10 protein-coding genes and 3 pseudogenes are annotated in these 15,644 nt (G+C 67.9%); 11 read left to right on the forward strand and 2 right to left on the reverse strand.

The annotated features are described in order from the left end of the window. Positions 1-113: 113 nt before the first annotated feature. Positions 114-218 (reverse strand): annotated as a pseudogene (locus OZ403_RS39445) (DDE-type integrase/transposase/recombinase); the annotation flags it as partial. A 5-nt stretch (positions 219-223) separates the two neighbouring features. Between OZ403_RS39445 and OZ403_RS09015 the strand changes: the two are divergent. From OZ403_RS09015 to OZ403_RS09055, 9 genes are all read left to right on the forward strand, one after another. Next, the gene (locus tag OZ403_RS09015) at positions 224-442 is read left to right on the forward strand and encodes a transposase (RefSeq protein ID WP_237078487.1); all 219 of its coding nucleotides are present in this window, start codon (positions 224-226) and stop codon (positions 440-442) included. Positions 443-981: 539 nt separating this feature from the next. Beyond that, positions 982-2,199, forward strand: coding sequence for an HlyD family secretion protein (locus OZ403_RS09020; protein ID WP_140788986.1), 1,218 nt, complete (start codon positions 982-984; stop codon positions 2,197-2,199). A 2-nt stretch (positions 2,200-2,201) separates the two neighbouring features. Then, on the forward strand, positions 2,202-3,659 hold the full coding sequence (locus OZ403_RS09025; protein WP_268783932.1) for a cysteine peptidase family C39 domain-containing protein: 1,458 nt from the start codon (positions 2,202-2,204) through the stop codon (positions 3,657-3,659). A 71-nt stretch (positions 3,660-3,730) separates the two neighbouring features. Next, positions 3,731-4,930 (forward strand): ATP-binding cassette domain-containing protein, encoded by a 1,200-nt coding sequence (locus OZ403_RS09030; protein WP_268783933.1) that lies wholly within the window; start codon positions 3,731-3,733, stop codon positions 4,928-4,930. Further along, positions 4,927-7,038: an ATP-binding cassette domain-containing protein gene (locus tag OZ403_RS09035; protein WP_140788990.1), complete on the forward strand. Its 2,112-nt coding sequence runs from the start codon at positions 4,927-4,929 to the stop codon at positions 7,036-7,038. The genes OZ403_RS09030 and OZ403_RS09035 overlap by 4 nt, the downstream gene beginning before the upstream one ends. After that, the gene (locus tag OZ403_RS09040; RefSeq protein ID WP_268783934.1) at positions 7,035-8,534 is read left to right on the forward strand and encodes a TolC family protein; all 1,500 of its coding nucleotides are present in this window, start codon (positions 7,035-7,037) and stop codon (positions 8,532-8,534) included. The genes OZ403_RS09035 and OZ403_RS09040 overlap by 4 nt, the downstream gene beginning before the upstream one ends. Positions 8,535-8,540: 6 nt before the next feature. Next, a complete protein-coding gene (locus tag OZ403_RS09045; protein WP_268783935.1) occupies positions 8,541-10,289 on the forward strand; it encodes a hypothetical protein in 1,749 nt (582 codons plus the stop codon). 8 nt (positions 10,290-10,297) lie between these two features. Then, positions 10,298-11,308, forward strand: a complete 1,011-nt coding sequence (locus OZ403_RS09050; protein ID WP_268783936.1) for a phosphotransferase enzyme family protein — start codon at positions 10,298-10,300, stop codon at positions 11,306-11,308. 758 nt (positions 11,309-12,066) lie between these two features. Beyond that, positions 12,067-12,594 (forward strand): integrase core domain-containing protein, encoded by a 528-nt coding sequence (locus OZ403_RS09055; RefSeq protein ID WP_268783937.1) that lies wholly within the window; start codon positions 12,067-12,069, stop codon positions 12,592-12,594. Between the two features lie 252 nt (positions 12,595-12,846). Here the strand turns inward: OZ403_RS09055 and OZ403_RS09060 are convergent. Continuing rightward, positions 12,847-13,262 (reverse strand): annotated as a pseudogene (locus tag OZ403_RS09060) (ISNCY family transposase); the annotation flags it as partial. Between the two features lie 312 nt (positions 13,263-13,574). On the opposite strand from OZ403_RS09060, the gene OZ403_RS09065 reads away from it, so the two are divergent. After that, positions 13,575-14,129, forward strand: a complete 555-nt coding sequence (locus OZ403_RS09065; RefSeq protein WP_268783938.1) for a transposase family protein — start codon at positions 13,575-13,577, stop codon at positions 14,127-14,129. 241 nt (positions 14,130-14,370) lie between these two features. After that, positions 14,371-15,015: pseudogene (locus tag OZ403_RS39670) on the forward strand (helix-turn-helix domain-containing protein); the annotation flags it as partial. Positions 15,016-15,644: the final 629 nt, after the last annotated feature.

Here is a 15,644-nt window from a genome sequence, read left to right on the forward strand (position 1 = left end):
CGTGCCTCGACGCACCCAGGACGCAGAGGTCGAAGTTTGGGTAGGGACAACAGGGGGACCGTGACCCTTCAGCGCCATGTCGAGGGCCGAGAACACCAGGTGTCGGTCGATGCAGGGGGCATGGCCCAGCCGATGACGCGCCGACTGAAGAGGTCCAGCACGGCAGCCAGGTACAATCAGCCCTCGCGCGTGGGCACGTACGTGATGTCCGTCACCCAATCGATTGAAGTCGCTGGACCATGTCGTCGTCCTGAACGAAGCCCACGCTCGGCGCCTGCTTCGCGAGTACCAGCGCTACTACAACGCGAGCCGGACGCACCTGTCGCTCGGCAAGGATACGCCCGAGAGGCGTGAGGTGCAGGGCCCGGAGCGCGGAGCCAAGGTGATAGAGTTGCGGGAAGTCTTCGGGCTCCACCACCGGTACGAGCGCCGAGCGGCATAGAATCTCGGCCCCTCCAGCAACGGCCTCAGAGACCTGTCGCTGCCGCGCCATCCTGCCTACCTTCGCAGGAGGGGAGGGGGCCGCCCGCATGCAGCGCATATTCGGTTCAAGCGCATGAGAGGTTCTGGAGCAACCTGGCAGGAACGAGCACCTGCAAGATCAAGACGTTGCCAGAACCAGAAATAAGAGGAGGGGCTGATGGAAAATCCTCATCAACCCCCCCTCTGGTGATCGGAAACGAGGAACGACCAGCCTTAACAGCTGGCATCAAAACGCCTGACTACTAACGCGCCTTCGGGCCGCCGCGAACGTGGATCTTGATCTTCATGTCGTGCCTCCTTTCGAGTTAAACGCTAAGTGAACTCGAAGTTGGATGTCAAATTGAACCAAAAATCAATGTGTGGCGCATTGCGGCGATGCGGACGAAGTCCCGCGTCGCATCGAGGTGCTCGTATTCAGGCAATGGGAGCGTGAATCACAAAGCAGTGGCCGAGGTGTTGACAGGGCAAGACCATTAAGGCGACTTTGGTTAGCGGACCATGGCATATCCCTTCGAGCGGACCCTTCGTTCCCTGAACTACGAGTCGGACACGCGCCTCGTGTTCGTCGCTCTGATGGTGTTGTGTGCCGGCGGGCTCATCGCATGGTCGCTGTTCGCCAAGGTCCCGCTCGTCAAGGCCAGCTCACAGGCCCGGATCGAGCCACACAACGCCGTCCATCGCATCGAGCCGCCCAGCGCGGGCAGGGTCGTGCTCTCGCTGCTCAAACTCGACCAGGAGGTCAAGGAAGGCGACCTTCTCATCGAGTTCGACGCACGGGCCGAGCGCCTCGAGCTCGAGCGGAGCAAGGCGACGCTCGCCGCGACCGAGAAGGAGCTCGCCATCATCCGCCAGCAGATCACCAACAAGCACGAAGAGGCGGCTTTGACGGCACGGGTGGACGAGGTCGCAGTCAAGGAGGCGCTGGGGAGGGAACAGGAGCTCGCGCCCAGGCACCGGCTCGCGGTGGAACGCGCGGAGCTGGCCTTCAAGAGCCCGGTGGGCGCGGTCTCGGAGATGGAGAAGCTCGAGCGCACGACCGATGTCGACGCGCTCCGCTTCGCGCAGACGGCGCAGGGCCTGGCGCTCATCCGACTGCGGCGCGAGCAGAACGTGCGCCGTCAAGCCCTCGCCGCGCAGTTGCTGGAACTCGAGCGCGAGGCGCTGGGCGCCGAGGGGCGGATCCGGGAACTCCAGGGGACCATCGACCGCCTTGAGTACCAGATCGAGCGGAAGCTGTATCGGGCGCCGGCCACGGGCCACCTGGTCGACGTGGCGGAACTCGGCTCGGGAGCGTTCATCGCCGACGGGCAGCGGGTCGGCACCATCGTCGCGAGCAATGCCGAGGTGCGGGTGCGCGCCCGTTTCCCGAAGGAGGTCGTCGGATTGATCCAGCCCGGTCAAACGGCGCGACTCAAGCTCGACGGCTACCCGATGACCATCTACGGGACGGTCCCCGCCCGGGTGACGGCCGTCGGGACCGAGCCCGGCCAGACCGCCACGCCCGAGGCCATCCCCGGTACGGTGCGCGTCGAGCTCAAGTTCGCACCGCCGGACGATCCGCGCATCCAGCTGCGCCACGGCATGACCCTGTCGGTGGAGGTCGAGGTCGCGCGGGCGTCGCCTGTCGCGCTGCTGATGCGGGCGGTCGGCGAATGGAATCCGCAGCCTGAAGAACGGCCCACGAACGTGTTCCGGCCCGAAGCCGAGGCCCGCTGACCATGACTCCTCCCAGGCGCCGGCGCTCAATCATTCCCGAGGTGATCCAGATCTCGGCGACGGATTGCGGCCCCGCTTCACTCAAGAGCCTGTTCGCGGGGATGGGCGCCGAGCTCAACTATCGCGTCCTTCGCGAAGTGTGTCAGACGGACGTCGATGGCACCTCGATCGTCACCTTGGATGAAGTCGCGAACCAGCTCGGGCTCGACGCCGAGCAGGTGATGCTTCCGCTCGATCACGTGGTGGTCCCCGAAGCCAAGGCGCTTCCCGCCATCATCGTCACGCTCAGCGCGGGAGGACGGCCGCACTTCGTGGTGCTGTGGAATCGCGTCGGCCCGTTCATCCAGGTCATGGACCCGGCGGCGGGCCGTCACTGGACCCGGATTTCGACGCTGCTGAGCCACCTGTACCAGCACACCACGTCCGTTCCGGCGACCGGCTGGCGCGAATGGGCCGGGTCCGAGGAGGCGGTCGCGACGTTCGAGCGCCGCCTGCTGAACCTGGGTGCGACGCAGGCGCGGGCGCTGGTTGCCCGGGCGCTCGAGGACCCCGGGTATCTGTCGATCGCCAGGCTCGACGCCGCGTGCCGGGCGTCCGAAGCGATGATCCGCGCGGGCGCCGTCCGGCGAGGCCGGACGGCGGCGGGTCTGCTGCAATCCATGATTGCGAAGGACGATTCCGGCGAAGTGCCCATTCCCGCTGCCTATTGGTCCGTTCGCCCCAACCCCGAGGTGGAGGGCGAGCTGTCGATGACCGGCGCGGTGCTGATGCGGGTTCGCGGTTGGCGCGAGGCTCCGCGCGAAGGCGAAGACGCGCCGAGAGCCGTGCTCGCGAGCGACCTGGCGACGGAGCTCATCGCCAAGCAGGTGAGTCCGGCGCGAACGCTGCTCCGCCTGCGAGGCGAAGATTCGTGGGTCGTTCCGGGCCTGATTGCGGTGGGACTGGTGTTCGCCACTTTCGGGCGGATCCTGCAAGCGCTGATGCTCCGTGGCGTGCTCGACCTGGGGCGCGACCTCGGCACGTTCGCGCAGCGTGCGACGGGCATGGCCGTTCTCGCGGGCGTCGCGCTCTGCTTCATGCTCATCCAAATCCCCATTTCATTGGGATTGCTCGGCATCGGCCGCCGGCTCGAGGTGCGGCTGCGGAAGGCGTATTTCGAGAAGCTCCCCGAGATGGAGGACCGCTATTTCCAGAGCCGGCTCGCCTCCGACATGGCGTCTCGCACGCACAACATCCAGGCGATGCGGTCGCTGCCGCCCCTGCTCGCGCAGGCCCTGGTCCTGTCGCTCGAAGTCGCGAGCATCACTGCCGCGCTCATCTGGGCCGCACCGCACGCATGGCGCATCGTGCTCGCGCTCGCGGCGGTCACGCTGCTCGTGCCCCTGGTCGCGCAGAAGCTGCTCTTCGAGCCTGACCTGCGCGTGCAGATGCACGCAGGCGCGCTCAGCGGATCACCCTGAACGCGCTCGTCGGGCTCACGCCGATCCGGATCCACGGCGCCGAGCGGTCGCTGCGCCGCGCGCAGGAGACCTTGCTCGTCAGCTGGAGCAAGGCGCGCTATTGGCTCCAGACGCTGTCGGTCGGGTTCGAAGGCGGGCTGATGCTGGGGAGCTACGGCCTCGTCATGCTGCTCGTCTATTCGTACCTCGCGGGCACGGATCGGGCTTCGCTGGTGTTGTTGGTCGTCTATTGGGCGCTGCGGTTCCCCATCCTCGGCCAGCGGCTGATGCTGCTGAGCCGCGCGTTCCCGAATGCGATGAACCGGGTTCGCCGGCTCCTCGACGTCATCGGCGACATCAAGGATCCTCCGGTCCGGCCCGAGGCGCCAGTGCAGGAGCCTGTCGTGCCCGCGGACGCCGCGAGCGGCGTTTCGATCGTGATGGAGAAGGTCCGCGTGAAAGGCGGCGGTCACACCATCCTCGACAAGGTTTCCTTGAACATCGCCCCCGGCGAGCACGTGGCCGTGGTCGGTGTCTCCGGAGCAGGCAAGTCGACGCTGGTCGGCCTTTTGCTCGGCTGGCTCCGGCCGGCGCGCGGCGAGATCAAGGTCGACGGGCAGGTGCTCGATCAGGCCGCTGTCGAGCGGCTGCGGCGCACCACGGCCTGGGTGGATCCGGCGATCAGTCTCTGGAACCAGAGCCTCATCGACAACCTCCGGTATGGCAACGACGGCGCGCACGGCTGGTCACTGTCGGGGGCGCTCAAGGGCGCCGAGATGCTCGACATCCTCGAGGCGCTTCCAGACGGGCTGCAGACGTCGTTGGGCGAAGGCGGAGGGCTCGTCTCGGGCGGCCAAGGTCAGCGCGTGCGCCTGGCGCGCGCGATGCTTCGCTCCGGCGTGCGCCTGGCCATCCTCGACGAGCCCTTTCGCGGTCTCGATCGCGACCGGCGCGCGCGGCTCCTTGCCGAGTCCCGGCGGCTCTGGGCAGACATCACGCTCCTCTGTGTCACCCACGACGTCGAGCACACCCAGGAGTTCGATCGCGTGCTCGTGATCGAGAACGGTCGGATCCTCGAGAACGGGCCGCCGAAGGAGCTGCTCGCGAACAAAGAGTCGCGGTACGCCGTGCTCCTTCGCGCCGACCAGGAGAATCGCACGCTGCTCTGGGGCGGTGGGCGCTGGCGCCATTGGTGGCTTTCGGACGGCCAACTGGTGGAGAGGCCGGCGCCGAAGCCGGTGGAGACGCCGGTCGCGGAGCCCGCCGCAGGCGGTTTGGAGCTGGTGGGATGACGCGCTCGCACTCCGACCTGTTGTGGCCGGTCGAGCGACTGCCCGACGCGCTGGAGCAGCTGGCGCAGAGGCAAGGCTATGGCAGGGCCGCGGGCGAAATCGCTCCGCCCGCGGCGGCCGTCGAGCCGAGCCGGGTCTGGATGTTCGCGCTCGGAGATCGACTCGGCGTGGAGCTCGAGCCGATCACGCCGCTCTACCACGAGCTGCCCGACGTCCTTGCACGCGCCGCGCCCTGCATCCTCCAGGTCCGGCGAGACGGCGTCCCGTCCTATCTGGTGCTGCTGGGTACGCGGCGTGGGAAGCTGCGCCTGCTCGCGCGCGATGCCACGGCGATTTCGGTCCCGACGAAGAGCGCGATCGCGCTCCTGCGCGAAGAGCAGGAAGCCACTGTCGCCGAGGTGGACCAGCTGCTCGGCGGCGTGGAGATGTCGCCCCGTGCGCGCGAGCACGCCCGCTCACAGATGCTGCTGCAGCGGCTCGGCCAGGCGCAGCTGCGCACCGGCTGGATCATGCGCCCCAGGCGCACCGCGAGCCGGCGGACGCTGCTCGGCGACATCCCTTCGCTCGTCGCCGGCATCCTCGTGAGCCACACGCTCCTCTCGCTGGTGCTGGCTGGCTCGTTCTGGTTGCTCGGTCGCGCCGCGCTCCAGGCCCACCTCGAGACCGGCTGGTTCCTGGGGTGGATCGCCGTGATCGCGTGCGCGATTCCGCTACGCATGCTCGAGGTGTGGTGGCAGGGCGTGTTCTCGATCCGGCTCGGAACGCTGCTGAAGCAGCAGCTCCTTGCGGGAACCCTCAAGCTGACCCCCGACGAGGTGCGGCTCGACGGCATCGGCCGCCATTTCGGCCGCGTCGCCGAGGCCGAGGTCGTCGAGCAGCTTGCGGTCGGCGGCGCCCTGCTCGCGGTGTTGTCGCTCGTCGACTTGATCCTGGCGGGCGTCATCCTCGTGCTCGGTGCGGGAGGGTGGCCCCAAACGATGGTGCTCGTCCTGTGGGTCGTGGTCGCGTTCGTCCTCGCGCGCCGCCACTACGGCGTCCAGCGGGCGTGGTCGAGCGCGCGCGTCGAGATCACCCACGACCTGCTCGAGCGCATGCTCGGCCATCGAACGCGGCTGGCGCAGCTTCCACTCGAGCGCTGGCATGATGGCGAAGACGTCCGCTTGAGCTCCTACTCCGAGATCTCGAAGGTCATGGATCGCCGGACCATGCAGCTGACCGCGCTCCTGCGCGACGGCTGGTTGGTGCTCGCCCTGCTGACCTTGCTGCCGGCGTTCAGCAGCGGTACGGCCAATGCCAGCGCGCTGGCGGTGTCCGTGGGCGGCATCTTGCTCGCGCTGCGAGCCTTCGACGAGGTCGCCGTCTACTTCCAGCAGGTCTCCCAGGCGGCGGTGTCGTTCGAGCAGATCCGCGACTTGTTGCTCGCGGTGGGCCGCCCCGAGCTCGAATCGAAAGTCCCTCTCGAAATGGAGGGAGGCAAGCCCACCGACGCCGGCGGCGGAACCCTCATCGAGGCGCGGGGCGTGACCTTCCGGCACGACGCGCGCACTCGGCCGGTGCTCGAGAACTGCTCGTTCCAGATCGCGCAGGGCGACCGCATCCTGCTGGAGGGCCCATCGGGCGGTGGCAAGTCGACGCTGGTGTCGCTGTTGACGGGCCTGAGGACGCCGCAGGGCGGTGTGATGCTGCTGCACGCGTTGGACCGCGCGACGTTCGGCTCCTCGGGCTGGCGCAAGCGCATCACCGCCGCGCCGCAGTTCCACGAGAACCACGTCCTGTCCGGCAGCTTCGCGTACAATCTCCTGCTCGGGCGCGAGTGGCCGACCTCGCCCGAGTTGCGGACCAAGGCCGCCGCGCTGTGCAAGGAGCTCGGGCTGGACGAGCTGATCGCCAAGATGCCCGCCGGCCTCGAGGAGATGATCGGCGAGACCGGCTGGCAACTCTCGCACGGCGAGAAGAGCCGGCTCTACATCGCGCGCACGCTGCTGCAGGGGGTCGAGCTGGTCATCCTCGACGAGAGCTTCGCCTCCCTCGATCCCGAGACCATGCGGGTCGCGCAGCGCTGCGTTCTCAACCACGCGAAAGCCCTCGTGGTCGTCAGCCACCCATGAGACTTCGATTTACGCTCGCCCTCCTCGCGACGACCTGCTCCGGTTGCGAGCTGATCCGTCCCGTCGTCGTCAAACCGCCTCCGACGCCGAGCAGCTACTCGACCGCCGTCGATCTGCGCGCCGAGCCGCCCCCACCGTCCAGCGCACCCGAGGGCGGGGTTCCAAGCCCGCAGCCGTCGAAGGAGGGCGTGCCCGCGCAGCCAGCCGAGCGCGTCACCCAGGACGCAGTCTGGTGGTCGGCGTTCGCCGATCCGGCTCTCGACACGGCCATCCAGGAGTGCTTCAGCGACAACCTGGTCCTGCGCGAAGTGCGGGAGCTGATCTACGAGAACCAGCTCGACCCCAACGTGCCGCAAGGTTGGTGGTACCCGCTCCAGGTCGGCATCCTGAACCCGGCGGGGCTGAGGCATGTCGTTGCCAACGCCAACCTTCCGCCCGCGCCGCCAACCCGGGCCGAGTACAACGTCGCCACCGCCGGTTTCGGCGTGACCTACCAGGTCGACCTGTTTGGAGCCCTCGGTGCGCAGCGGCGCGCGGGATTGAACTTCGCCGAGCAGCAGCGGCAGCTCACCGAGGGCCGCGTCCAGGACCTCGCGGTGCGGATCACCCAGATCTGGTTCGACATCCTCGAGGCCCGCGCGCTCCGGGACCTCACGCTGCGCCAGATCGACTACAACAAGGAACTGCTCCTGCTGATTCGAGCGCGGTTCGAGCAGCACCTCACGCCCCGGCTCGTGGTGCTGCAGCAGGAGCAGTTGCTGGTGAACCTCGAATCGCAGGTGCCGCTGATCGCCACCCGGAACGCGCTCTTGAATTCGGAGCTGAAGGCGCTGCTGGGCCGGGTACCAACCCCCGCCGACGACGTCATTCCACTCGATCGACAGCTTCCCGATCTCCCGCCCCCACCGAAACTCGGAACGCCGGGCGACCTGAACGTGAACACGCCCGAGATGCGGCTCGCGGAGCTTCGCGTCGCCGAGGTCGAGCACCGCATCAACGCGAACCTGGCGAGCTGGCTTCCGACGATTCAACTGGTGGGCAACGTGGGCGCTTTGAAGGTCGGCCTCTCGGAGCCGGCCCTGGCCGAGTCCGTCGTCGGGGTGAACCTGACCTGGGCCCTGTTCGATGGAAGGCGCGTCACCGAGTACATGCGACTGCCGATCCAGCTCCAGCGTCGCGAAATCCAATACCAGCTCGCGCTGCACACCGCGATTGGACGGGTGCAGGATGCCGTGGTTCGGGAGGAGAACGAGGCGACGAGCCTGCGCAGCCTGCGTGCGCAGGTCCAGCTCGGGCGGCAGCTCCTGGACGAGGCGAGGCGGCTCTTCGAGCAGGGGCATTCGGACTATCTGACGGTGCTCACCGCCCTGACGAATCTGGTCGGGCTCGAGCGCGCAAGTCTGCAAGCGCAACGGCTGCTGCTCAACCATCGCGTCGAGGTCTATCGCTCGCTCGGCGGCACCTGGTCGCGCGACGTCACACTGAAGCGGGAGTGAGAAGCCATGGCACAGCTGCAAGCGGATGAGATGCTCTACATCCCCAATCGAAGGCGGCTCACGCACGACCGGCTCGACGCGGGGGATGGCCAGCAGGTCCTGCACCTCTTCTATGGCGAGGTGGAGCTCATCTTCGACGAGCCGGACATCGCGCCCCTGGGCGAGAAGCTGCTCCAGGTCGAGCAATTTCAAGCCTCCGACGCCATGGCGTGGTCGGACGGCGCGCCCCATTCCTGGGACAAGATCCGGGACCTGCTCGAAACATTGATCGAACAGCGGGTGTTGAGGCGGGTCTCGGATGCGCCCACGGGCCGCACCGTGGCGTCCTTCCCTGAGCGGTTGGGGGAGGTGCCAGCCGGGCGTGAGCCGCTCACGTTCAGCGCCCGCGACAACCGTTGCCCCGTGCTGACCGAACAGGCGTTCGGACGGGCGTTCGAGCTCTCGAACCTCGAGGTGGTCGTGCCGGTCTACCGCGTGGCGCATCCGGCGCTCGACGGTGACGGCCGGCAAGTGGGCGAGAACAACGTCGCACCGCGCACCTTGTTCCTTGATCTCCCCACCGTGCGCAAGCAGTGCCACTACGCGGGGAGCCGGTACCAGAGCGAACGCCCGATGAACGTGACCGCGATGAAGGGCATGGCGCGTCAGTGGCCGGACCTGCTCTCGCTGACCGGGCAGTTCCGCAAGGCCTTCCTCGCGCGCATGCCGCCCCGGACCCCGGGCGTGCTCACCGCGGGCGAGCTCCACATGATGGTCGTCTGCACGCTCGCGTCGGTCGGGTACGTGCTGGTGCGGGGCACCCAACCGGTGCCGAACGGAGAGCTCGACAGCGGGCTCGCGGCCATGTTCCGGCTGATCGACGGAGTTCGCCTGGTCACCAACGACCTGGTGCGCGATGCCCCCGAGCAGCCCGTCACCGCGCAATCGATCGTGGACTATGCCGAGCGTCACGCGGTCTTCCATGGTCCGCACGGCGTGTGCGCCGGTCCGCCGGCGCTGATCAACGAATATATGCAGGTGTTGACCGGCTCGGCCCAGGCACCCATCGAGGCCCAGCCCGACATCGCAGCGCGCCTCGGCGATCTCGACGCCGCGCTCGATTACGGCCTGCTCGGGCAGCGCGTCGAATCGGTGGTCCGCTTCCTCGGCGCGACCCAGGGGCTGCTCCACGAACGGCTCCGGGCGGCGTTCGCCGGACACCTCCCGCGCACCGCGCTGCAAGAGTGCGTGGAGGCGCCCATCGATGTCGCGCATTACCCGTTGCTCCGGGACGATTTCCCACTCGCCGAGACATACCAGCGCGAGATCAAGCTCAGCCGCTGGTTGTTCGCGCGCATCGGCGAGGCGTTCCCCGGCACGCCACAGGGCGCCTCGCTGGACGAACTGGCGAAGCTGGATCCCGCCGAGCAGGCCACGAGCCAGCGGCGACTGGCCGAGCTCTTCGCGCATGGGCTGCCGGGAGACAAGGCCGTGGCGGAGCCCCTCTGCGGTGAGCTCGCTGGCGTCGCTGCCAGCGCGTTCGCCCTCGAGCGCCGGTGCCTGCGCGTCGTCGAGCGCGAGCAAGCGATGCTGAACCAGCGGCTCCGGCGCCCGGATCACCCCCTGACCGGCGCAGACCTGGCTGTGTTCACGCGGCCGCGCAATGGCCCCCCGTTGGCGGAGACCCTCGCGCGCGGCCTGGGCGTCTCGGTCACCAGCGACTCTGCCTCGACCGTGCTGGGCTACGGTGAGAGCAGCCTCACGTTGAAGGACTAGAGGGTTCGATGCATCCAGAGCTTGTCCGCCGCTTCCACGAACCGATTCGCGATGAGGCTGCGCGCCGGTATGGCCTGTCGCCCGAGCAGCTCACCGAGCTCACGGCCTTCGAGAACTTCGTCTACGAGGCGGAGAACGACGACGGCGAAGGCCTTATCTTGCGCATCTCGCACAGTACGCGGCGAACGATCGACTACACGCTGGGTGAGGTCGAGTTCGTTCGCTATCTGGCCGCCGCGCGCATTCCAATCGCCTCGCCGATCCTCTCCGAGGCGGGGCAGTTCGTGGAGCGGATCGAAGACCGCGAGCCCGGCAGCTACTTCGTCGCCACCGCGTTCGAGCGCGCGCCGGGCATCGTCTTCGACGACGCGCCTCCGCTCAAGGAGCGCTACTGGAAGCCCCCCCTGTTCCGCGAGCTGGGCCGGCTGTTCGCGCGGCTCCACAACCGCGCTGAGACCTACGCGCCTTCGAGCCCCAGGCTCAAGCGCCAGGAATGGCATGAGTACGACGTGGTCGACATCGACCGGTTCGCGCCCCCCGAGGAGAAGCTCGTTCGCGAGCGCACCGCGGCGATCATCGCGCGATTGAACCGGCTACCGCGAACACCGGAGAGCTACGGGCTGATCCACGCCGATCTCCACATGCACAATTTCTGCTTCGCCGAAGGGAAGATCACCGCGTTCGACTTCGACAACTGCGAGTACTCGTGGTTCGTCAAGGACATCGCGGTACTCCTCTTCTACATCGCGCGAGGCGAGGCTCGAGAGGCGCGCGACGAAGCGGTCGCTTCGTTCCTGGGGCCGTTCCTCGAAGGGTATCGGGAGCTCCGACGGATGGAGCGCGAGTGGCTCGCGGCCGTGCCGGACCTGCTCGCGCTCCAGCGCTCGATGAATTACGCGCTGTTCCACCAGTATCGCGACCCGGCCGTGCTCGACGAGAGCACGCTCGACCGGTGGGGGCGGTTCCGGCGCGACATCGAAGCGGACACACCCATCCTGCAGATTGATTTCAACGTATAACGAGCACCTCTCCAGCCTGCTGTGGAAGAAGGACCTGGCTGTGACTACCGGATATTCGAGGCCGGCGAGAAGCGTGCGTCGGCGAACGCGTCATTGTATGCACAGTCCTACGGATGGGTCCGAAGAATACTGGGTTTGACTGGGCGAAAGAGGGTGAGTGTGCGCGGTTCCCTCTGTGATGCCATGCGGTCCGTTACGGGGTGCGGCAGAATTCTGGCGTGCTGGCTACGGCCGGCAAGAATGGCAGGATGAGGGCCTTCGTAAAGGCGCTGGCTCAGACGTTGCGCTCGGTCTTGCGGAGCCGTTCGGAACTGGCTCTGGAGAATTTGGCTCTTCGCCAGCAACTCGCGGTCTTTCGCGAGAAGCGCCCATCACCGAGGCTTGCACGGGGCGATCGCCTCTTCTGGGTATTTCTCCATCGCTTCTGGCAGGGATGGCGGCGTCCACTGTGCCTGGTGCGGCCGGCGACGGTGGTGAAGTGGCATCGGATGGGCTTTCGGCTCTTCTGGCGCTGGAAGTCCCGAAGTCGGGTGGGACGGCCTCGGGCAACCCTGGAGCTGAGGGCGTCGATTCGGCTCATGGCCGAAGCCAACCCGACATGGGGGGCCCCGCGTATTCACGGGGAGTTGCTGAAGTTGGGGATGGAGGTTGGCCAGACAACGGTCGCTCGTTACATGCCCAGGCCGAGAAGGGGAGCGCCGAAACCATCACCAACATGGCGGAACTTCTTGCGCTTGCATCTGGCGGAGTCCGCAGGGATGGACTTCTTTGTCATTCCGACTGCGACGTTTGGGGTGCTGTTGGGATTTGTGGTTGTGAGTCACCGGGACAGGCGAATCCTCCACCTCAATGTGACAGCGCACCCGACGGAAGAATGGACAAAGCCGCAGTTGCGAGAGGCCTTTCCCTGGGCCAGTGCTCCGAGATACTTGCACCGAGATAGGGACAAGCTCTACTCCGAGGGCATTCGCGCCACGCTTAACTATTTGGGGATTCGCGAGGTGCCGAGTGCAGCACGGTGTCCGTGGCAGAATCCCTATTCGGAGAGAGTCATCGGCTCGATACGTAGGGAGCTGCTGGACCATGTCGTCGTCTTGAACGAAGCCCACGCTCGGCGCCTGCTGCGCGAGTACCAGCGCTACTACAATGCGAGCCGGACGCACCTGTCACTCGGGAAAGATGCGCCCGAGACGCGTGAGGTGCAGGGCCCGGAGCACGGAGCCAAGGTGATAGAGCTACGGGAAGTCTTCGGGCTCCACCACCGGTACGAGCGCCGCGCTGGGTAGAGTCTCGGTCCCTCCAACAACACCCTCGTCGACCCGCGCGTGCTGCACCAGCCTACCTGCGTTCGCAGGAAGGGCGGGGAGTGTCCACACGCAGGCAGAGCGGTGTTGAGGCGTCTGAGCCGGGCGTAATTCCGACCTCTATCAAATGGAAGAGAGGACCCAGCGGCTCGTTATGCGCATCGCTCACGTCATGACGCGCGTTTTGACGCAGCTTTAACGCGTTAATGACGCAGCGACCGAATTTTGGATAGGCACAGGTGGCCACATCCTCGCCGTCTGCATCAGGCCGCGCCTCAATAGCAGGCGCAGCCGTGTCAGCCCTCTGGCGCGCGCCCCCCTTTTTCTGCCCGGCGGAGACTCGCTTCAATCGCTCGCAGTCGCCGGTGCAACTCCAAACCGGAGGGCTTCAGGGGTGGGCGCCTGTCGTCCGTCAAGGCGCTGCGCACTGCGGCGCAGTAGCCGCGGACGGCTTGTGCTTGGGCGTCCTGGCGCCCTTCGACGGCGCGCTCGATAACCCGCACTCCTCGCACATGACTCTTCAGCAGCTTCTTGGCGTGCCGGTCCGCTTCGTAGAGGGGGCGGGCCGCCTCACGCAGGTAGTGGAAGTGGCAGAGTTGGTGAGGCACCCCAGGCAGCGCCGAGGCCACCGCGTTGCGGATGGAGCGCTGGTGTTGCTGAGCGAAGTGGTTGATGGAGAGCGCGGTCGCGACGAGCGCGCTGGTTGCCGGGAAGGGATGTTGCAGGCCGCGCGGAGTCCAGCAGCGAGCCGGATTCTGGCGCGCCACGCTGCGTGAGGTAGTCCGCGGGGCTCTGAGAGGACGGGGCGCGGCGGTGTTCGCCAGCTCGCGTGCGAGAAAGGTGACCTGGAGCGTGCGCCAACACGCTCACAGGTCGAGCGCCCCGCTCGACGTGTGAGAGAGAAGCGAGGCACCCAAGGAGTCGTACGGACGCGCGTCAGCGTCAAGTCCTGGGCGGCACAGATGCCGTCCGTGTCGGCGGTACGCCCGGCGAGCTGCGCCGCTTGCGGCGCGGCGAGCCGCCCTGTGGGAGCGCCTCTGGGGCTTCATGGGCATGGCAGCCGGAGCCGCCAGGTGCGCGGGCCGCTGGACGCTGGCGCGTCGCCCGTGCTCGTAGAGCTGCGCGTGCGACGCTACCGCTGCCGTGCGTGCGGCGTGTCGCAGACGGTAGTGCCCGCGGAGGTGCTGGGCAGGAAGCTGTATTCGCTCGCGGCCATCGCCTGGGCGCTCGCCCTGTGGGGCCTCGAGTCGCTGCCGGCGGCGGCGGTGCGCAGGCGCGTGAGTCCGTGGGACGTGGTGGGGCCAGGGAGCGCTGGGCGCTGGGATGCCCTCTGCCGCTGGGCCGGGGAGGCCAGGCGCGGGACGCTCCTGTGCTGCGTGCGGCCGGCGCCCACGGACTGGACGGCGCGAGCGGTGGCCGCACGAGCGGCGACGACAGTCGCCGCCTTTGCGCTCCCGGCGACGGGACCGCCATCGCTGTCCGCCTGTTCGTTCCGGGGAGCCGAGCGCGCTCGCTGAGGGACTTGCTCCGCAGCCATCGGCTCGCCCCGCGCAGAAGTCCGTCCCACCCGACACGCCCCGTCCTCGAAGAGCTGCCTCCGGCGGGACGGTAGGCGTCTGCTCTCCCAAGAGGCCCATGCCGGGATGAGGGGGCGGTACGGGAAGTCCGCGCAAAATGAAGAGCCTCACCCCGAAGTCCCACGCCGAGGCGGTGGCGGTGTTTCGCCACGGAGTCATCGGCGCCCTCGCCCAGGCGCAGATGGACCGAGGCCAGCTCGCCTCGGCGCTCGAATCCCTCGCCCAGCAGCGCTTCGTGCCGCCGGGCGCCAAGGCGAGCCACTGCTACTCGGCGGCCACGCTCGAGCGCTGGTACTACGCGTACAAGAAGCGCGGCCTCTCAGGCCTCGCCCCGCGCGGCCGCAGCGACAAGGGCCGCGCCCAGCAGCTCTCGGTGGCCCAGCGCGAGCTGCTGCTCGACATCCGGCGGGAGTACCCGTCCGCGTCCGTGACGCTCATCCTGCGCACGCTCGTCACCGATGGCCGGCTCGAGAAGGACGCCGTCTCGGCGACGACGGTGCGCCGCCTCTTTGCGGAAGCAGGACTCGACCGCGTCGGGATGCGCGACGGCAGCGGCACGAAGACGCGCCTGCGTTGGCAGGCCGAGCGCCCAATGGCCCTGTGGCACGCGGACGTGTGTCACGGGCCTGGACTCACCGTCGGGGGCAAGTCGCTGCCCTTGCGCATCCACGCGCTGCTGGACGACGCGAGTCGGTACGTCGTGGCGTTGGAGGCCCACCACACTGAGCGCGAGGTGGACATGCTTGGCCTCATGGTGCGCGCCCTGCGCAAGCACGGTCCGCCGGACGCTCTCTACCTGGACAATGGCGCCACGTACCGGGGCGAGACGCTCGCCACCGCGTGCGCTCGCATCGGCACGTCGCTCTTGCACGCGCGGCCCTACGACGCCCCCGCCCGCGGGAAGATGGAGCGCTTCTGGCGCACGCTGCGCGAGGGCTGCCTCGACTTCCTCGGGCCCGTCGCCTCGCTGCACGACGTCAATGTCCGCCTCTGCGCCTTCCTCGACGCGCACTACCACGTCACGTCGCACGCTGCCCTCATGGGCGCGACACCGAAAACCGTCTTCGAGGCCACGCCCCGGGCGCCCGATGGCTTCGACGAGGCGAAGCTGCGCGAGGCCCTCACCACCCGCATCCGCCGACGCGTGCGGCGCGACACCACCGTCGCTGTCGATGGTGCCGACTACGAGCTCGACGCAGGCCACCTCGCCGGGCGCCTCGTGCACCTGTGCTGCTGCCTTGTCGACCTGGGTGAGGCTCCCTGGGCCGAATTCGAGGGCAAGCGCTACACCCTCCACCCAGTCGACGCGGTGAAGAACGCGCGCCGCAAGAGGTCGCTGCGTCGGCCTCCCGTCCACGACGAGACGTACCGGCCACACACCCCGCGTTTGACCCGCCCCGCGCGCTCCTCGACCGCGCCGTCGGGCGTCCTCCTCGGCATCGCGATGCAGGTGAG

The organism is Myxococcus sp. NMCA1, assembly GCF_026810205.1.
GTDB classification, from domain to species: Bacteria; Myxococcota; Myxococcia; order Myxococcales; family Myxococcaceae; genus Myxococcus; species Myxococcus xanthus_A.